Origin of the sequence: Rhizobium terrae, assembly GCF_003425685.1 — a bacterium.
Taxonomy (GTDB): Bacteria; Pseudomonadota; Alphaproteobacteria; order Rhizobiales; family Rhizobiaceae; genus Neorhizobium; species Neorhizobium terrae.
This window is the reverse complement of the sequence record NZ_QJKM01000012.1, coordinates 1-18,965: the sequence shown is the minus strand read 5'-3', so window position 1 is coordinate 18,965 and position 18,965 is coordinate 1. Positions and strand designations below refer to the sequence as shown.

Annotated in this window: 20 protein-coding genes and 1 pseudogene; 16 read left to right on the top strand and 5 right to left on the bottom strand. The window is 58.4% G+C overall.

Annotated features, from left to right (window positions below; all coding sequences use genetic code 11):
• Window positions 1–121 precede the first annotated feature (121 nt).
• From DMO26_RS21920 to repC, 9 genes are all read left to right on the top strand, one after another.
• Complete coding sequence (locus DMO26_RS21920; protein WP_117194295.1) at window positions 122–697, top strand: NADPH-dependent FMN reductase; 576 nt, start codon at window positions 122–124, stop codon at window positions 695–697.
• 22 nt (window positions 698–719) lie between these two features.
• Window positions 720–1,532 carry a citryl-CoA lyase gene (locus tag DMO26_RS21915; RefSeq protein WP_117194294.1) on the top strand — a complete coding sequence of 271 codons (813 nt, stop codon included), beginning with the start codon at window positions 720–722 and terminating at the stop codon, window positions 1,530–1,532.
• Window positions 1,533–1,541: 9 nt separating this feature from the next.
• Entirely contained in the window at window positions 1,542–2,732 is a 1,191-nt protein-coding gene (locus DMO26_RS21910) for a CaiB/BaiF CoA transferase family protein (protein ID WP_117194293.1), read from the top strand.
• A gap of 36 nt (window positions 2,733–2,768) precedes the next feature.
• A complete protein-coding gene (locus tag DMO26_RS21905) occupies window positions 2,769–3,629 on the top strand; it encodes a DODA-type extradiol aromatic ring-opening family dioxygenase (protein ID WP_117194292.1) in 861 nt (286 codons plus the stop codon).
• Window positions 3,626–4,009: a hypothetical protein gene (locus DMO26_RS21900; RefSeq protein WP_117194291.1), complete on the top strand. Its 384-nt coding sequence runs from the start codon at window positions 3,626–3,628 to the stop codon at window positions 4,007–4,009. The genes DMO26_RS21905 and DMO26_RS21900 overlap by 4 nt, the downstream gene beginning before the upstream one ends.
• Before the next feature lie 80 nt (window positions 4,010–4,089).
• Entirely contained in the window at window positions 4,090–5,532 is a 1,443-nt protein-coding gene (locus tag DMO26_RS21895) for an amidohydrolase family protein (protein WP_117194290.1), read from the top strand.
• Window positions 5,533–5,733: 201 nt separating this feature from the next.
• The gene (gene repA, locus DMO26_RS21890) at window positions 5,734–6,942 is read left to right on the top strand and encodes a plasmid partitioning protein RepA (RefSeq protein ID WP_404947073.1); all 1,209 of its coding nucleotides are present in this window, start codon (window positions 5,734–5,736) and stop codon (window positions 6,940–6,942) included.
• Window positions 6,943–7,013: 71 nt separating this feature from the next.
• Window positions 7,014–7,991 (top strand): plasmid partitioning protein RepB, encoded by a 978-nt coding sequence (gene repB / locus DMO26_RS21885; RefSeq protein ID WP_117194288.1) that lies wholly within the window; start codon window positions 7,014–7,016, stop codon window positions 7,989–7,991.
• A gap of 156 nt (window positions 7,992–8,147) precedes the next feature.
• Complete coding sequence (repC, locus tag DMO26_RS21880) at window positions 8,148–9,422, top strand: plasmid replication protein RepC (protein ID WP_117194287.1); 1,275 nt, start codon at window positions 8,148–8,150, stop codon at window positions 9,420–9,422.
• Here repC and DMO26_RS21875 read toward each other — a convergent pair.
• A complete protein-coding gene (locus DMO26_RS21875; protein WP_117194286.1) occupies window positions 9,415–9,897 on the bottom strand; it encodes a ProQ/FINO family protein in 483 nt (160 codons plus the stop codon). The genes repC and DMO26_RS21875 overlap by 8 nt on opposite strands.
• Between DMO26_RS21875 and DMO26_RS33815 the strand changes: the two genes are divergently transcribed.
• The 6 genes from DMO26_RS33815 (at window position 9,896) to DMO26_RS21855 (ending at window position 14,605) form a co-directional block, all read left to right on the top strand.
• Window positions 9,896–10,126: a hypothetical protein gene (locus tag DMO26_RS33815; protein WP_162895021.1), complete on the top strand. Its 231-nt coding sequence runs from the start codon at window positions 9,896–9,898 to the stop codon at window positions 10,124–10,126. The genes DMO26_RS21875 and DMO26_RS33815 overlap by 2 nt on opposite strands.
• 977 nt (window positions 10,127–11,103) lie before the next feature.
• The gene (locus tag DMO26_RS21870) at window positions 11,104–11,355 is read left to right on the top strand and encodes a YMGG-like glycine zipper-containing protein (RefSeq protein ID WP_117194285.1); all 252 of its coding nucleotides are present in this window, start codon (window positions 11,104–11,106) and stop codon (window positions 11,353–11,355) included.
• Window positions 11,356–11,586: 231 nt separating this feature from the next.
• On the top strand, window positions 11,587–11,736 hold the full coding sequence (locus DMO26_RS33810) for a hypothetical protein (RefSeq protein ID WP_162895020.1): 150 nt from the start codon (window positions 11,587–11,589) through the stop codon (window positions 11,734–11,736).
• Between the two features lie 104 nt (window positions 11,737–11,840).
• Window positions 11,841–13,835: a protein-L-isoaspartate(D-aspartate) O-methyltransferase gene (locus tag DMO26_RS21865; protein ID WP_117194284.1), complete on the top strand. Its 1,995-nt coding sequence runs from the start codon at window positions 11,841–11,843 to the stop codon at window positions 13,833–13,835.
• A gap of 4 nt (window positions 13,836–13,839) precedes the next feature.
• Window positions 13,840–14,217: a hypothetical protein gene (locus DMO26_RS21860; RefSeq protein WP_226951382.1), complete on the top strand. Its 378-nt coding sequence runs from the start codon at window positions 13,840–13,842 to the stop codon at window positions 14,215–14,217.
• A 1-nt stretch (window position 14,218) separates the two neighbouring features.
• Window positions 14,219–14,605 (top strand): DUF982 domain-containing protein, encoded by a 387-nt coding sequence (locus tag DMO26_RS21855; RefSeq protein ID WP_226951381.1) that lies wholly within the window; start codon window positions 14,219–14,221, stop codon window positions 14,603–14,605.
• 345 nt (window positions 14,606–14,950) lie between these two features.
• Here DMO26_RS21855 and DMO26_RS21850 read toward each other — a convergent pair.
• Window positions 14,951–15,375: pseudogene (locus DMO26_RS21850) on the bottom strand (NuoB/complex I 20 kDa subunit family protein); the annotation flags it as partial.
• 134 nt (window positions 15,376–15,509) lie between these two features.
• Here DMO26_RS21850 and DMO26_RS21845 point away from each other — a divergent pair.
• Window positions 15,510–15,956, top strand: a complete 447-nt coding sequence (locus tag DMO26_RS21845) for a CBS domain-containing protein (RefSeq protein ID WP_117194282.1) — start codon at window positions 15,510–15,512, stop codon at window positions 15,954–15,956.
• Window positions 15,957–16,088: 132 nt separating this feature from the next.
• Here the strand turns inward: DMO26_RS21845 and DMO26_RS21840 are convergent, their stop codons facing one another.
• The 3 genes from DMO26_RS21840 to DMO26_RS21830 all read right to left on the bottom strand — a co-directional run.
• Entirely contained in the window at window positions 16,089–17,645 is a 1,557-nt protein-coding gene (locus tag DMO26_RS21840; RefSeq protein ID WP_117194281.1) for a putative bifunctional diguanylate cyclase/phosphodiesterase, read from the bottom strand.
• Window positions 17,646–17,937: 292 nt separating this feature from the next.
• Window positions 17,938–18,411 (bottom strand): GNAT family N-acetyltransferase, encoded by a 474-nt coding sequence (locus DMO26_RS21835; protein ID WP_226951380.1) that lies wholly within the window; start codon window positions 18,409–18,411, stop codon window positions 17,938–17,940.
• Window positions 18,408–18,965 (bottom strand): MOSC domain-containing protein (locus DMO26_RS21830; RefSeq protein ID WP_162895019.1); only part of this gene is annotated, 558 nt, incomplete at its 5' end. The genes DMO26_RS21830 and DMO26_RS21835, both read right to left, overlap by 4 nt.

Genomic DNA, 18,965 nt, shown 5'->3' with positions numbered 1-18,965 from the left:
GATCCCCCGGAATTTTTCAGGGCCTCTCTTGGCGGGGGTTGACACTCTTCCGATTTTGCGAATTCATTATACGAATATAAATTCGCTGAGCGAATAATTTGAAGCGATTTGGGAGGTTACTATGGCGCGATTGAGGGTCGCCGTCATTGTCGGCAGCGCACGCCAGGCGTCGCTGAACAGGCTGTTGGCGCTTGCCTTGACGAGACTCGATACGCTGAAGATGGAATTCGAGTGGGTGACCATCCGCGACCTGCCGATCTTCGATCAGGAAGTGTTGGATGCCGGCGCGCCGCCGCAGGTCGAACGCCTGAAGGCCGAAATTTCCCGTGCCGACGCGCTGCTCTTCGTGACGCCGGAGCATAATCGCTCCATCTCAGCCATGCTGAAGAACGCGATCGACTGGGGCTCACGGCCACGAGACTCTAGTGTCTGGGCCGGCAAGCCGGCGGCGATCACCGGCGCTTCCTACGGACGCATCGGGACGGCTGCGGCGCAGCAGCACTTGCGCGCCATCCTCGGTTGCCTAGATGTCGCTGTTATGGGCCAGCCGGAAGCCTTCATCCATCTTTATCCCGGACTGGTCACGCCGGAAGGTGAGGTCACCAACGACGAGACCCGCCTCTTCCTGCAGGGTTTCATGGACCAGTTTGGCCGATGGGCCACCCGCTTCGCCGACAGGGCGAGTGCTGCGGCCTAGCTTTCAGATCAAGGAAATCAGCATGAAAATCGGCAAGCAGTCTGCACCCTATCAGGCGATCTGCACCTCCAATCCCGAGACGATCATCGTTCGCGGCCATGATCTTGTCGAAAACCTGGTCGGTTCGATCTCCTTCACCGAATATACCTGGCTGCTGGTCGCAGGCTCGCTGCCGAACGAGAACCAGCGCCGCATGCTCGACGCGACACTGGTGGCGATCGCCGAACACGGCCTGGTGCCGAGCGTGCAGGCTGCTCGCATGACGCTTGCTGCCTCTCCCGAAGCGGTACAAGGCGCTGTTGCCGCTGGCCTGCTAGGCTGCGGCTCCGTCATCCTCGGCGCATCGGAGACTTCGGGCGCCTTCTTCCGCGATATCCGCGAAGAAAAGGAGGCGAGCGGCAGTTCGACCGAAGCTGCGGCCGAAAAGCTGCTGCGCCGTTATAAGGAACAGAAGAAAGTCGTGCCGGGTTATGGCCACCCGCTGCACAAGGGGCGCGATCCACGCGCCGAACGGCTGCTTGCCATCGCCCGTGAAGTCGGCCTTGCAGGCATTCACTGCGAGATCGCCAAGACGGTCGAGAAGCTGATCCCTGACATCATCGGCAAGCTGCTCGTCATGAATGTCTCGAGCGCCATTCCCTGCGTATTGCTCGATGCGGGCTATCCGCTGCTGGGCCTGAAGGGCGTGCCGCTTCTGGCCCGCACCGCGGGCCTGATCGGCCATCTGCTGGAAGAACAGACACGCCCGATCGGCTTCATCATGTCGCATGCGGCGGCTGCCGCCATCGAATACGACGGCCCCGTCCCCGAAGGCTTCGTCGCGAACGAGAACTAGGATCCGGAAATGCTGACTGCTTTGAATCAAATCCGCGTCGTCGAACAGGGTACGTTCATTACCGGTCCCTGCGCCGGCATGATGCTCGCCGATCTTGGCGCCGACGTCATCAAGATCGAATCGGCCGGAAACGGCGACCCCTATCGCAGCTTCAAGACCGGTTTTTACAGCGCCCATTTTCAGGCCTATAACCGCAACAAGCGAGCGATCGGCCTTGATCTGAAAAGCGAGAAGGACCGGGAGGTCTTCTACCAGCTTATCGCCCAGGCGGATGTCTACATCCAGAATTTCCGGCCTGGTGCTGCCGCGCGTATCGGTGCCGACTACGAGACCTTGTCCAAGATCAATCCGAAGCTGATCTACTGCTCGATCAGCGGCTTCGGCCCGGACGGCCCCTATGCGCAGCGGCCGGTCTATGATTCCGTCGCCCAGGCTGTCAGCGGCTTCCTCAGCGTCTCCATCGACCCGGAACAGCCACGCTTCATCGGCCCCGCACTCGCCGACGCGATCACCGGCATCTATGCCTCGCTGGGCATATCCGCGGCGCTCGTCGAACGCAGCCGTACCGGCAAGGGCCGGCGCATCGACATTTCGATGGTCGAGGCGATGATGCATTTCGCCGTTGAACCCTTCATGGGTTATTTCGCGCTCGGCGAGGAGCCGAGCGGCGTCGACCGTCCCCGCCTCGCTCAGGCCTTCATCGTCCGCTGCAAGGACGGCCAGCTTTTCGCCTTCCACCTTTCCTCCCTCGACAAGTTCTGGGACGCCCTTGTCGATGCGATCGACGGCCATGAGCTGGCCAAGGACGAACGCTTCTCGCAGCGCCTGAGACGCATCGACAATTACGAGGCGCTGAACGCAGAGCTGAACGCCATCTTTGCGACAAGGACGCGGCCGGAATGGGTGGAACGCTTCTCCGAATTTGACGTGCCGTTTGCGCCGATCAACACGATACCCGATGTCATCAGCGACCCGCAGGCGCAGCACCTCGAAATGTTCGTCCCGCTTTCCGGACGCATCGAAGGCGCCGAACAGACGGTTCGCCCCGCTTATTCCTTCGACGGCAAGCGCGCCAGGACCGTTCGTGCCGCACCCGTCGTCAATCAGCATAGCGAGGAAATCCGTTCCGCTCTCACGCAAAATCCCGGCATATGGCCGGCCATGAAACCGGAAGCGGAATCGATGGCAGCTGCGCAATAAATCGGTGTATTCACTTAGCGGATTTGGAGGAGAGACATGGCGACACTGGCAGCGGTCCTGGCGACCACCCATCACCCATTTTACCTGAAGGCGACCACCATGCCGCCAGAGCAGCAGATGCCGCAGGCTCCAGAATGGAAGCGCAAGGTCGAGGCCTATCGCGAAACCCTTACGCGTGCCAAACCTGACATCCTGGTCATGGTCGGCGCCGACCATTTCCACCAGTTCTTCCTCGACAACTATCCGCAGTTCCTGATCGGCAAGGCGCCGCGTTACGACGCCACTTTCTATAACGAGGAGCGCGAGTTCGGCATTCCGAAATACGTGCTGGAAGGCCATGAGGAACTGTCGAACTTCATGCACCAGGGGCTGATGGATCGCGGCTTCGACTTCGCCTTCAGCCACGAACTGAAGCTCGACCATTCGATCATATGCCCGATCATCACCACGCGGCCGGATGCCGACCTGCCGGTCGTGCCGATCTATACCAATATCTTCGCGCCACCTCTCCCCTCCCCCAGACGCTTCTGGGATCTCGGCCGCGCCATCCGCGAGATCATCGACGCTTACCCCTCCGGCAAGCGGATCGCCGCCGTCGGCAGCGGGCATCTGTCGCTGGAGCTCGGCGGACCGCGCCAGTTCAAGGAGACCGGTCCCGATCCGGACTTCGACCGCAAGGCGATCGAATGGCTGTCTACCGGCAATATCGACGCGATCCTTCAAAACGTCACCCACGAGAGCATGACGAAGAGCGGCAACGCCACGCATGGTTTCATGGACCTCATCCTGATGATGGGCATCGCCGGACCGGTGCCAACCGCCTATCACGACAATCTCGACCTCTTCCATACGATGGAGGCCTATTTCACCTGGTATCCGGAAGGAGCAGCCGCATGAGCAAGTATTATGTGAACAAGTTCCTTTTCACCGTCGACCGGGACCCGGAACTGCTCCGCCGCTACAAGGAGAACCCGCGGGCGCTCGTCGAAAGTTGGGAACAGTCGATCGGCCCGCGGCTGAACGATGCGGAACTCTCGACCATCAATTCGCTGACGGATGCCGAACGCGAGGCGCTGATCAACCACGATTACGTCGCGCTGTTCGAGATGGGCGCGCACTTTTTCCTGTCATTGACAATCTTCATCGCCATCTACGACGATGATTACATGGCGAAGAGCGGCCCCCTCTCTTTCCAGCGCGAGTTCGCCGAGAAGCTGCAGCATTGGGCGGGCAAGGATTATCCATCCGTAGCACTGTGGCAGGCAACCCCGCGCTGAGAAAAATGTCCGAGCAAGGCTCTCCATCGTCCATCCGAAGGCGGAGGGTATCATGATTTTTGATCGGGAGGGGAAAGATCATGTGCAAATTCTGCGGTAACCGGACGCATGCGCCGGCCGAACTCGCTGGCGGTTCCGGTAAAATCACTGCGGTGCCGGCCAATATGCCCGCCGGCATTGGCGATGCCGATCGCCTAACCCTCATCCGCGGCGGCGCAGTGCTCTCGATGGACAGCATGGTCGGCAATTTCGCCAAGGGCGATGTGCTGATCCGTGGCGCGAAGATCGTCGAGGTGGCCGCCTCGATCGACGCATCCGAAGCCGCCGTTATCGACGCATCCGGCACGGTCGTCATGCCAGGCTTTATCGATACGCACCACCACCAGTTTGAGACTGCACTCCGAAGCCTGCTCGCGGACGCGATCCTTATCAATGATGGGCGGCCGGAGAGCGCCGTCAACTATTACGAGTGGATGCTCCAAAAGTTCTCGGTCCTCTACCGGCCGCAGGACGTCTATATCTCGGAACTGTTCGGGGGACTGTCGCAGATCGATGCTGGCGTGACGACAGTCATGGATGTCAGCCAGATCCATCATTCTCCAGAGCATTCCGATGCGGCCATCGCCGCACTTCGTAATGCCGGACGTCGTGCCGCTTTCGGTTATTTCGAAGGCTGGGGTGACGCGGCGAAATATCCGGGCGATGCGCGGCGCATCAAGACCGAGCATTTTGCAAGCGATGACCAGCTGCTCACCATGGTCATGGGCGGCGAGATCTACCTGCCCTTCCATGAGGAGGCCTGGGCGCTCGGCCGCGAACTCGCTATTCCGATCGCGCTACACGTGGTCGGCACGTTCGGCATGCAGCCGGTGTTCGATCAGTTGGCGGAAGCTGGAACATTCGGACCGGACAATATCTTCATCCACATGACCGGCATGAGTGATATGGCCTGGAAGCGCGTGGCGGAAGCCGGTGCGCATGTCTCGCTTTCCGTGCCGGTCGAGATGCAGATGCGGCATGGTAACCCGCCGCTGCAGCAGGCGCTTGATCTTGGCCTCCAGCCGTCGCTATCGACGGACGTGGAATGCACGATGACCGCCGACATGTTCACTCAGATGCGCTCGGCGATCACCCTGCAGCGTATGCTCGCCAATGACAAGGCATTGCGCGGTGAGGACTATCCGAAGCTGCTGTCGGCCATAGACGTCATCCGCTTCGCGACGATCGAAGGCGCTCGCGGTCTGAAGCTCGACCATAAGACCGGTACGCTGACGCCCGGCAAAGAGGCCGATGTCATTCTGCTCGATGCGAATGCCATTAATGTCGCGCCGCTCAATCATGTGCCGGGATCGGTGGTGACGTTGATGGAGCGGTCGAACGTCTCAACGGTGCTGTGCGCCGGCAAGGTCCGCAAGTGGCGGGGCGTGCTTCTTGGCCATGACGTCGCCAAGCTCAGGTCGGACCTGGAGTTGAGTCGGGACTATCTCCTGAATGCAGCCGGGATCAGACCAGACCTCTTTTGAGTCTGTCACCACCGAAATCGGTGGCCGGTTCCGGAAGACAAGAGCCGACCTGTTCCACCTCGACATCTGCGTGCGATCTGATGAGGGAAAGGGTTACTGTTGGTTAACCTTAAAATTCCTTGCTGGAATCGGGGAATCGCGCATAATAACGGTTCTCAAAGTCCTTTCGCTTGAAAATCGTTATCTGAAAGATTGCGCAGAATGAACGCTAATTTGATGTCTTCGCCAGAGACACGGATGCATTTCGAAGACCAGATCCTAGAACAGGGCGATCTGATTTCGAAGAAGTTGCATCTGCTGAGCGTTCAACGCTTCCCGCCGAATGCAAAGAAGACGCTGCGGAGCTTTTCGCTTGCCGAGGTCGCCAACTACGTTGGGGTCTCGCAAAGCACTTTGAAGAAACTGCATCTGGAGGGCAAAGGCCCCTCTCCTCAAACCTCTTCTTCCGGCCGCCGCTCCTACACGGCAGAACAGATGCTGGACCTCAGACAGTATCTTGACGCGCACGGTCGTTCCGAAAGCCGCATGTACCTACCCCATCGACGCAACGGCGAAAAGCTTCAGGTCGTCGCGGTTGTCAACTTCAAGGGCGGCTCAGGCAAGACGACGACTGCTGCCCATCTTGCTCAGTATCTGGCCCTGACGGGGCATCGCGTTCTTGCGGTTGATCTCGACCCGCAGGCCTCGCTGTCTTCACTCCACGGGTTCCAGCCGGAACTCGACCAGATGCCATCGATTTATGACGCCATCCGATATGATGGCGACAAAAAACCTCTTTCTGAAATTATCCAGAGCACGAACTTTCCCGGACTTGACATCGTACCGGCGAATCTCGACCTGCAGGAATACGAATACGATACGCCGCTTGCCATGGCAGACAAGAGCTCCAACGAAGGCAAGACGTTTTTTACCCGCATCTCGCGGGCCTTGGCTGAGGTCGACGATTGTTACGACGTCGTAGTTATCGACTGCCCTCCGCAGCTCGGCTATCTGACCCTCACTTCGCTTACGGCTGCTACCAGCGTCATGATCACGATTCATCCCCAGATGCTGGACGTGATGTCGATGGGCCAGTTTCTTTTGATGCTGGGCGGAATCCTGAAACCTATTCGTGCTGCCGGCGCGGAAGTGAACCTTTCCTGGTACCGATATCTGATCACCCGCTACGAGCCGACGGATGTTCCGCAGGCGCAGATGGTCGGATTCATGTCAACGATGTTCCACGAGTTCATGCTGAAGAACCAGATGGTGAAGTCCACAGCGATTTCCGATGCAGGCATCACTAAGCAGACTTTGTACGAGGTGGAACGATCCTCGATGAACCGGGGTACATATGACAGGGCGTTGGAATCGGTGGATGCCGTCAACAGCGAGATTGCCGCCCTCATCCACCAATCGTGGGGGCGGTAACTTGTCAGCTGACAAAAACCGGAATTTGGCGCAGAAAAACAAGTGCCTAGTGACCAATCGGAGCAATTGAGATGGCAAGGAAAAATCTGCTTGAGGGGCTTGCCGATCTGCCGGAAGACAACAGGATTGCCGCAGCCTATCCGATGCGGGGTGCCGGAAAATCCTTGGTGCGGTCGCTCGACGAAATCGCAAAGCAGGCGGAAAAGTTTCTGGAAGGCGAGACGATCGTAGAGCTCGATCCGGATCAGATCGATGGTTCCTTCGTCAAGGACCGGCTTGCAGAAGAAGATCAGGATTTCCGGGACCTGGTCGAGGCAATACGCGCGCGAGGGCAGGATTCACCTATTCTCGTGCGTCCACATTCCACGCGCGATGGCAGATATCAGGTCGTGTTCGGTCACCGCCGCGTCAGGGCAGCACGTGAACTCGGCCGGAAGGTCAGGGCGGTGGTCAAGTCGATGGACGACCGTACGCATGTCATTGCTCAGGGGCAGGAAAACTCCGCGCGCGCCAATCTCACGTTCATCGAGCGGGCTCTGTTCGCCAGGCGCCTCGAAGAACTGGGTTATGACCGCGAGGTCATCTCGACTGCGCTTGCAGCCAATGCTGCGTCGGTCTCGAAGATGATGTCGGTGACCGAGCGGATTTCATCGGGCGTCATCCAAAGGATCGGAGCCGCGCCAGGCGTCGGCCGCGAGCGATGGGTCGAGCTTTCCCTATTGGCCGGAAAGGCTGGAAACGCGGCCAGGGTCGAAGAAGTTTTGGCCAGTGCCGGCTTTGACGCTATGATCTCGGACGAACGGTTCTCGGCACTCTATGCAGCGCTCAACAGAACCGCACGGCCGGTCAAGAAGGCCGGGGCCTCCGCGCGAAAAGCCCAGTGGCAGCCGAAAGACAAGGCAATCATGGCGGAAATCAAGAACACGGGCAAGGCGTTTTCGATTTCGATGAAAGCGAGAAATGCCGGCCCGTTCGGCGAATATCTCTCCCGAAATCTGGATGCTCTCTATGAGCAGTTCCTGGCAGAGGGCGGAAGCAAAGGAGACTAGAACAGCAAAAGAAAAAGGCCCCCAAACGTTACCGTCGTGGAAGCCTTCCTCTGACCTAAGCAACCAGAGAATCGCATTTCCCCGAATCACAGTCAAGAGTCTTTGGTACCGTTTTCGGTAGGCGGATTTCTTTTGCCTTCAGGAAGGTGAAGGAAAATGCAGAATGGAAATGTAACGACGCCCTTTGGGCGGCGGTCAATGACGCTTGGCATGCTTGCAAGTCAGATGGCGTCTCGTGAGATCGAGGCGGGCAAGTCGGTCGACAAGTGGAAATTATACCGGACGCTGTGCGAGGCAAAGCCATTGCTGGGGGTTCCTGACCGGGCATTGGCGGTATTGAACGCGCTGCTCAGTTTTTATCCCAAGAATGAACTTGCAGAAGAGCACGGGCTGATTGTCTTTCCGTCGAATGCACAGCTCTCGCTGCGTTCGCACGGCATGGCCGAGCAAACGATCCGGCGGCATCTCGCGGTTCTCATCAAGGCCGGCCTCGTCGTGCGCAAGGATAGCCCGAACGGCAAACGTTATGCTCACAAAGGCAGAGCAGGAGAAGTGAATGAAGCCTTCGGGTTCTCCCTGGCGCCGCTGCTTGCCCGATCGGAGGAGATCGAGCATATGGCTGCTGACGTGATGGCGCAGCGGATGCATCTTCAGCGGCTGCGTGAGCGGCTGACACTTTGCCGGCGCGACATCACGAAGTTGATCGAAGCCGCCATAGAAGAGGGGGCCGATGGTGATTGGACGCTTGTCCTCGCGCGCTTGCAGAACCTCTTGCAAAGATTGCCGCGGGTTCCGGCCGCTGCGCAAATCGAGGCAACGCTCGGCGAAATGGAACTGCTGCGTGAGGAAATCGTCAACCAGCTGCAAATACAGCTGAAAACACGAAATCGTAGCGGCAATGCCTATCATTTCGAGCGGCACATACAGAATTCAAACCCCGACTCCAACTATGAATCTGAACCACGCTTCGAAACGAAGCAGAACGCAAAGTCGGCGGATCAAACCGAACCATTGAGCGTGCCGCAAAAGGGTCAACAGAAGGAAAGGCACTTGCCAAGGCAAGAGGCGGCCGAAGGATATGGCCCGCTCAAATCCTTCCCACTGGGATTGGTTTTGCAGGCCTGCCCGCAAATCACCGACTATGGGCCGGGCGGTGCGGTCGGCAGCTGGCGGGACCTGATGTCGGCCGCAGTCGTGGTTCGTTCCATGCTCGGCGTCAGTCCGTCGGCCTATCAGGATGCGTGTTCGGTGATGGGACCGGAAAATGCCGCGACGGTGATTGCCTGCATTCTCGAAAGGGGAGGGCACATCAACTCTGCGGGAGGCTATTTGCGCGATCTCACACGGCGGACCGAGCGGGGTGAATTTGCACTCGGTCCGATGCTGATGGCGCTGGTGCGTACCAGCGGGCCGGCAAAACGTGTCAGCTGACCGAGTGCCGAGCCTGCCTGTTGCGGCTGAGCAAGCCCGCCCGAATTTGATCGGCCTTGCTTGGGGCAGGCGGCGGCGCGGGCTCGGGAGCAGGCGTGGCGGTCTGGCCATTATTGTGTTTCAAGGAAAGGAAGCGTCGTTGGGCGACCAGCCTGTCGCTGGCCGAAACCGGTTCCACGGGCATGCCGTCGATATCATGGCGGAAGGCATCGGACAGGGCGCTCGCTAGGTAATAACGCTTCGAATGGACGAACGCGCCGACTGCACGGCGTAGGACAGTGATACCTATATCCGGCTTGATAAGCAGACGAATGTCATCGAAGAGGCCAATCGCGAACGGACGGATAGGATCGCCTGGTACGGCCGGAAGAATGCCGATCGGACGTACCAGCAGGGCATTGATCGCTTCGGCTTTTCGGATATCGACTTCGTTCGAAGCAACGGGCCCGCGTTTGGTTGTCCAAGGTTCGTCCATGAATTTTCACCTCTCGCCGATCTCTGTATGGCTTGTTTGTGTAGTGATTTTGACGGAAGAGGCGTTGTATATGAATGTTTTTGATGTTTTTCTCCGTGAGAAAACTTGGTCGCACCCAGTTGGCATCTGCAAAGGCGGCTTGCAAGCTGCCGTTTCTGGAAGCAAAGCGGTGACAGGTCCCCTGTTATTCTCTCTACAGCCGAAAGCCTACCAGTTTGAACTCCGGTAAGGCGAGAAAGTGAGATGGAAGGCGCATGCCACGTTCATCGATGAAGGGTTTATTGTTGATGGTTGGAGAGGCTTCGAATGAATGGGCGGTGACGGACATTAAACATTGAATACCGTCCATTTAAGAATTCATTTACCATGAATTCAATAGACTAGATTTATCGAAATTATTTATCCGGCATGGCGACTGTTGCATCACCGATGAAATCAACGTCTTGACAGGTTGATCCGAAAGTAGTCGCGCCGGCGGTGATATCCTCGCGTCAGCTAAGCGGAAGGGTCGCGCGCTGCTTCTGTGCGTGGCGCTTGTCGACCTCCGCCGACGAGGCAAGGCCGGCACGCAGCGTGTGACCTGAGGATTTCTCTGCACGTTCAGTGTCAGTGAGAAGCAGACGTCGAGGCTGATAATTTCGGGACGACGAAATCCAGAGCAGCATCGTCCGGTTACGCAAGCCCGTAATGTGTCGCGATCAAACATCTCCAGCATGTCAGTCGGATGCTCCGGCAGCACGGCTTTCTTTTGACGGGGAGGGGCGGCATGGGTATTGCGAATGCCGGCGAGAACGGTGGCAATATGGCGACTTTGCGGTTGGCGATGGCGGCACTCGATGCGCAAGCTAAAGCTGCGCCTAATCTCATCCGGTCCAGACCGGCAAATCAGTTCTTCGAAGCTCAATTCGGCTCATGCCGTGTACACGATACTACGCGATGTGCCTTCAGCGACAAACGATTGGGGAATTGCCGGACGAGGCAGCTGATCTCAACCCAGATGAGCGCGGGGAGCTACCCAATATGCGTTGAGTGTCAGGTCCCTCTGAGCGGGCCTTCAATTGCTTTGGAACTTCCGGCAGCTGACTCGGTTTGATGGCCTCAACGTGACGGTCCAGCCAAAACCGACACCTGGCCTGTCGGGTAGCCATGACGGCGCAAAGAGACAAGCCGGATCTATCAGCCAACAAAAATGAAACGGAGGTTCAAATGAAGAAGCTTATCGTCATCGGGTGTGTAGGGTTGTGCCTGACAGCTTGCACTTCGACAGAACAGGGTGCTGGGATCGGCGCCGCCACGGGTGCCGTCATCGGCGGCGCAGCAACGGGGAATGTTCGCGGCGCCGCAGTTGGTGCGGTCGTGGGTGGCGTATCCGGCGCCTTGATCGGGAATGTCGCTGGGCAACCCGGCCGCTGCTATTACCGCGACCGCAACGGAAACCGCTATGTCGATCGATGCTGAGTTCTTCCCGATCTTCGTCGGCAAGGGGGTTAGACCGGCCCTTGACACGGGCTGAACATACTCGGTGACCAGCAGGAATTGCTACATCGCAACGATGCTGGTGATGGATTTAGCTTTGGCCGCGCGAGCTGATGGAGGATTTCCAGAACCATAGGGTAGGCGATGCCTCCGTTGAGGAGGCCAGAACGAGTCCATCGAATCAATAGATAGTCGACGCCTGAGGAGATCTGCATGCAAGAGAAGGAGGAACGACGTATTCCGCCGGAGCCGGGGACGGATGACGCAAGGTCCGCTGATACGGAGCGGAGCCGTAAGGAACGGGAGGCGGCCCGGGAAAAAGCTGCCTGGGCGACCGAGAAGATCATGAAGGACGAAAAATGATCCCCGAGCGGCAACGTCGCTGACCAAGACTTGATCCGCCTCGGCCGAATTCGTCCCTGCCTGCTGACCGGAACGGGAGGTGAGCACGAGAAGAGGAAGCCAGGATGGCGGACTACCAGCGCATGCGCGATGATATGGTCGAGGTGCATATAAGGCGGCGCGGGATACGGGATGATCATGTTCTGAATGCGATGCGTGCCGTGCCGAGAGAGCGCTTCGTCGCCGAGGGCATGACTGAATTCGCCTATGAGGATGCGCCTCTTCCCATAGAGGAGGGGCAGACTATTTCGCAACCCTATATCGTTGCTGCGATGATCGAGGCGGCGGAGGTGCGCCAGGGCGATCGTGTGCTTGAGGTCGGAGCAGGTTCCGGCTACGCGGCCGCGGTGATCGGCCAGATCGCGGAGCACGTCTATGCGATCGAGCGCCACGAAGCCTTGGCCGCATCGGCAGGGCAGCGCGTAGCTGATCTCGGCTATGGCAATGTGGAGGTGCTTGCCGGCGACGGCACCCGGGGACTTCCCGAGCAAGCGCCGTTCGACGCCATTCTGGTGGCGGCGGGCGGCCCTGTGGTGCCGGAAGCGCTGAAGGAGCAACTTGTGATCGGCGGGCGGCTTGTTATCCCTGTGGGAGAAGAACGAAGCCAGACGCTCTGCAAGATTATCCGTCGCACAGCGACCAGCTATGAGGAATCGGATCTCGGGGCTGTGATGTTCGTGCCGCTCATTGGCGAGCAGGGCTGGGTTGAGGACGGCCGGCGCTCGGCGAGCAATCACAAGCCGGGCGTTTCTCGCAAGCAGAGCCTGCCGACAATGATTGCCGAAGCGGCCGAAGACCTGCCGGATTTCGACGATCCAGCTTTCGGCCGCCTGTTCGACCGCTTCGGCGACCGACGCCTGGTTTTACTGGGGGAGGCGAGCCACGGGACCGCCGAGTTCTATCGAGCCCGTGCCGCGATCACGCGTCACCTGATCGTCCATCGGGGATATACAATTGTCGCGGTCGAGGCGGATTGGCCGGATGCGGCTAGGGTTGATCGGTACGTTCGACACAGACCGGCGTCGGAACGTGACGAGCCACCGTTCCAGCGCTTCCCGACCTGGATGTGGCGCAACACGGAGATCCAGGCGCTGATCGAATGGATGCGCAAGCATAATATGGGAATCGGCGCCATGGAGGATCGCGCCGGCTTCTACGGGCTCGACATCTACAACATGTCCGGTTCTATCGGTGCGGTGCTGGACTATCTGGATCGGGTCGATCCGCAGGCGGCAGCGGTCGCGCGCGAGCGCTATGGTTGTCTGACGCCTTGGCAGAAGAACCCCGCAACCTATGGCCGGGCGGCGCTCAGCCGCGGTTATGCTGAATGCGAGCAGGCGGTGATCGACCAATGTCAGGAGCTCTTACGCAGGCGGCTGGACTATGCCGGGAACGACGGCGATGCCTTCCTCGATGCCGCCCAGAACGCTCGGCTGATTGCATTCGCGGAGCGTTACTATCGCATCATGTATTATGGCGGAGCGGAAAGCTGGAACCTGCGTGACACCCACATGTTCGAAACGTTGCGGCATCTTCTTGATGCCAGGGGGCCGGATGCCAAGGCGATCGTGTGGGCGCACAACAGTCACATCGGCGACGCACGCTTTACCGATATGGGCGCAACGCGTGACGAACTCAACATCGGCCAGCTCTGCCGCGAGGCCTTCGGAGACGAGGCGGTTCTCATCGGTTTTGGCACCCATACTGGCACGGTGGCTGCCGCGAACGACTGGGACGGGGATATGGAAGTCATGCGTATCAATCCCTCGCGCCGGGATAGCTACGAGCGGATGTGCCATGAGGCGGGCAAGACCCCGTTCCTGCTTGACCTTTCGCCCGGCCAGCACGAGCCGCTGAGACGTCGCCTCTCGGAGCCGCGGCTTGAGCGCTTCATCGGCGTCATCTACAGGCCCGACACAGAGCTGTGGAGCCACTACAGTCAGGCGATCCTTCCCGAGCAATTCGATGCCTATATTTGGTTCGATGAGACCCAGGCGGTGACGCCGCTCGGGCCTGAGCACCATCGCGGCATGCCGGAAACGTATCCGTTCGGTGAATAGAGCGATGCTTCGCGACGTCGATTATATCCTGACCAAGATCGACTGGATGCGCACCGAGGGCATCTGGCCGAACGGGTTACGCTATCTCTGGACCGACGCCTTTGGCGTCGTGCTCTATTTGTCGCTTTATGAAGAGAGGGGCGAAGAGCGCTGGCTGATGCGGCCGAAGAACTGGTCGCGGAAGTCGACCGCGTGCAGGGACGACCGCGTGGCTATCGTATCGGAGAAGCGGAAGACCGGGATGGTCAGTATTTTCATTATCTCGCCATGTAGCTGTTCGCGCTCGCCAGACTGGGCGATATCAAGCTGTACTATCGAGCGAGGGGAATTGCGATCGCAAAGGCGATCCATTCTGCCTTCGTCCTGCCCGGGCGCGGCGTGATTTGGAGAAGAGTCGCGAGTTTCAGCCTCTTGCGGAGAAGAATACGTTTTCTAAATTTTGGGCATCGGCATTCCAAGTGAAGGAGGAAGCAATGACAAGAGACATGTTTGACCGCCCTCTTTTCGTTAAAAAGAAGCACTTCATCCAGGAAATAGGGTGCCTTGACGACATCTTCGATTTCCTTGAGGAATGGCCGGAGGAAAAGCGAGGCGTCGCGCACGACACGATGCTGCGGGCCTGCAGAGATGCCGCAGTTGGCAAGTTTCCGCTGGATGCCGTGAGGGATAACTTCGAACGGTTTCTCAGGAAGAACGACATGCTGGCCTCTATCGAGGACATCCCGTTCCTCTCGCAGGGCGCCAACGACCGCAACATCGGCGGTGCTTAACGCTTTCACTAAGCTATTGCTTCATCGTTGCCTGCTGCCCGGCTCGTTGCTCAAGATGGCTGGCGTGCCCACAGTAAAGCGAGACCGGTCTCCGACTGTGGCTTATGGAAGGGAATTTGCAGCAGTTCCTTCCAAACATTGACGTCGCAAGAGTTGTTCCAGGTGCAAGAGGCCTGGCAAAAGGGGATCGCCGGGCCTCTGCCGCGCGTTTGAGTGAGTTTCCGTGACGCTGCAGCACATCTCAACGACGCTGGAACTCGGAATATTTCACGTCATCAACATCGGCGAAAGCTATGATTGCGGCCACTGAGTCTGTGGCGGATTGCTCAAGAGGCAGTGTTTTCCTCAACGCTCGATCGAACCGCTTCGCCTGATCTTTTTTGCAGAAGCATGACACCATGAAGCAGCGCCTCTGCGGTCGGTGGGCATCCGGGAACATAGATGTCGATCGGGATTATGCGATCGCAGCCGCGCACCACCGAATAGGAGTAGTGATAATAGCCGCCGCCGGCGGCGCACGAGCCCATCGAGATCACCTAGCGAGGTTGCGGCATCTGATCGTAGACTTTACGCAGCGCCGGCGCCATCTTGTTGCAGACCGTTCCGGCAACGATCATCACATCGGATTGCCGAGGGCTTGCTCTCGGCGCCACGACGAACCGCTCCATGTCGTAGCGCGGCATGGCAACCTGCATCATTTCGATTGCGCAGCAGGCCAGACCAAAGGTCATCCACATGAGCGACCCGGTTCGCGCCCACGTAATCAGGTCGTGGAAAGATCGTGCCGGAGATTTCATCGCCGCCGTGTTGCGAAGGCAGCTAAGAAGTCAAAACGACAACCAAAGGGGAACAATGGTTCAGCCCGAAAGTTCGATTGCCGTAATCAGCCAATGGAGGACCCATCATGCAAGTCAGTGAAGCTATGACACGCGACGTTCGCCTTGCGCGTCCCGAACAGTCAATCCAGGATGCCGCGACCATTATGGCCGAAATCGATGCCGGCGTGGTTCCTGTCGGCGACAATGATCGTCTGGTTGGAATGATCACCGACAGGGACATTGCTGTCCGAGCCGTCGCCCGCGGCAAGGGACCCGAGGTGAAGATCGCAGATATTATGACCGCCGAAGTGAAATACTGTTTTGAAGACGAGGATGTGGATCACGTGCTGCAGAATCTCGGCGATCAGCAAATCCGTCGTCTGCCGGTGGTCAATCGAGACAAGCGGCTTGTCGGCATTCTCTCACTCGGAGACATCGCCGTGACATCCGGTAACGGTGCGGCTGGATCGGCACTCTCCGGAATATCACGACCGGGCGGCGAACATTCCCAAACCGGTGGCGCGATGCTCTAATCCGTAAGGCAATCCGAACCCAGCGTGACATCGTTTCACGATGCTCACCGCTTGCATGGCGGCGGTGGACCCAATCGCTTGAGGATTCCCGGCTGCAGACAGGCGCAGTACGGGAGCGAGTACTGCTGTCGATTAGACGACGGCGCTGCGAATTTGCAGGACGGCTTCTGGAATCTCGTGTGCGGGCACCGCTTTTCCGAAAAGATATCCCTGACCGAATCTGCAACCCATCTCGATGAGCGACCTAAGCTGCTCCGGTGTTTCGATGCCCTCAGCGGTTGTCGGAACATCAAGTCCAATTCCCAAACCGACAATGGCTTTGACGATTTTCTCCTGCTTCTCCTGATCTTGAAAAGAGGAGACGAAGCTGCGATCGATCTTGATCTTGTCGAACTGGAAGTTTGAAAGCTGCGCCAGGCTGGAATATCCGGTTCCGAAGTCATCCAGGGCAATCCTGATCCCACCCTCGTGGAGGTCGTTCAGGATCAGAGCAGCCGTTTCCAATTCGTGGACCAGTGCCGTCTCGGTGATTTCGATCTCGAGCCGGTTCGGAGTGAGCCCCGCTTCCATGAGGATATTGAGTATTCTGAGACCCAAACCGCGTTCCTGAAGCTGCGTCGGCGAAATGTTAAATGAGAGAATGACGTGCTCCGGCCAGTGAAGAGCGTCTCGGCAGGCCATGCGCAATAACTGGTCCGTCAGTTCGACGATAAGCCCCATGTCCTCGGCAATCGATATGAATTCAGATGGAGGCACGAACTTTCCCGGAGCCTGCTCCCACCGTGCCAGGGCTTCGAACGCCATGACGGCTCCGGTCTGAAGATCCAAAATGGGCTGATAATAAGGTTTGATTTCGCCCGCGCGGAGCGCCTCTCGCAGCGAGTGCTCCAAACGGGCCTTTGCGAACTGACGCTCCTGCATGGATTGGTCATAGGCATAGACGCGACCTCGCCCCGAAGCCTTCGCCGCATACATTGCCGCATCCGCGTTTGTCAGACATTCCGCCGGCGTCGGTGCGTTCTTCGGGTGTTCCGCAAACCCGGCACTGGCTCCGATATCGAGCACGATACCGTTGAACGCGATCGGTACGCAAAGCGCGGAAACGATCTGCTGAGCTGTTTCTACGAGCTTCGACGGTTCGGGTATGATGACGACGAACTCGTCACCGCCAAAGCGAAATGTGTCACCCGCCGCGGTCAACGAGGTGATGCGGGACGCAACTTCCTGCAGCACGCAATCTCCGGCGGCGTGCCCGAAAGCATCGTTGATTTTCTTGAACCCGTCGAGATCCAGAAGGATGATGCCGAAACGCTGATTCCGCTTTTGCCGCAGAATTTCCAGCCGCTCCGAAAGGGCGTGGCGGTTGTAAAGCCCGGTCAAGGCGTCATGCCGCGCCATCCAATCGGCGCGCGCTTCCGCGTGGTCACGTCGCCGTTTTTCCTGCCGCAGGTCCAACAATCGGAGACATGCGTAAACGATGCTCATCAGGCCGACGACATCGAGAGCGAGGAGCAACTCGTCCAGTTCAAAGGCTTCGTAGCGATGAAGGAAAATTAGGATTCTCTCATGGGCATCCGTTCCGTGCGCGAAAACAAGAACGGCAGTTCCACAGAAGAGAATGATCGAGGCTTGCCAGCCAGCCCTGGTACGAAAGAACGCCATACAACACACCGTCGAGGCTGCGGTCATGGCAGCGGCTCACGCCATTCATCGGCGACCGAGCGACGGTAACACGGCTCCATTAAGCCTTTCCTTATGTACTCGGCGCAATTGAGTGGCAACATAGGGGGCTGACGGCATTCGAACGGTGCGCCGTCAACTCCTGATATAGATCTCAGTTCTTGATCTCAGATGAGGGGGTGTTCAGAGCGCCCGGCGCAGGCTGATGATCCAAAGCCATGTCTGACGCACTGGATGGCACATTCGTCGCTTTGTTGAAGATCTAAGCGCAGAGTTAGCCGCCGTCTCGGCTGTAGAGTTTTCATGTCGACCAGACCTTGCATACCGCACCGTCGGCGATGCGGTGAGTTCGAAACCCGATCTTCTCGTAAAAGGCCTGGGCTTCGAGATTGGTCGACGTAATGAAGGCCTCGATCTTGTCCAGCCCAGCCCCGACCGCTGCTGCCACGATGGTTTCAAACAGCCGGGAGCCGACGCCCCGACGGGCAGCGAGAGGAGAGACATGGGTGCCAATGATGCCCCATCCTACCGGCGTTCCGTATCGATTGTCTTCATGCGCCCGGATCAGCGACTGAAAACCAAGCAGCTGGCCGTCATCATCTTCGGCCAGTGAGCACAAGATCCCGTGGGGATTGTGGATGTAAGTGTCCGTCACGAAATCCGGATCGATCGGAGACGAGCGCTTGCCGACAGCAACCAGTTGCTGCAGCATCTCGCTGATGGCGATCACGTCTCCGCTCTCGGCCGCCCGAATTCGCATCGTGTCCGGCTTCATATTGTCTCCTGGCCGTCGAGGCGTCTGGTCCAGTCTTCGATCCTGCTGCTGGCAAGACGGTTGGCAGCGTAGGCGCGCCAACCCGCCGCCAAGCGGGCGAGGCCGGCAATCCCGGCGAGTTCGTCACGATTGAGCGTATCTATGTAGAAGCACCGCCAGATGCGGGCAATCGTCCAGTCCGGCGTGAGACGCTCGATTCGCATGAGGCCATCTCCGATTTCCACCGTTCCAGGCTGAAGCACGCGATAATACCACCCGGTTCTGCCCGTCGACTGAACATGGCGCGCCATCATTTTTCTGCCGAAGCGCTCGTTCAGCCGCCAACAGGGCTGGCGGCCCTGGCTGACCTCAAGGACAGCCGACCCCAGCCTGAATACATCGCCGATAGCGATATTCTCTTCCGTCAAGCCCGCGGTAGAGACATTTTTGTCGGGCGACATGCACAATTGACCCCCGGACGGCATAAAGAAGTGACCCCTCTGTTTTGAGAGGAGCAATAGATGACGATTGAGATTTCGGTGAATCCTGCATTGTCGAGAGGGATGCAGGGTGAG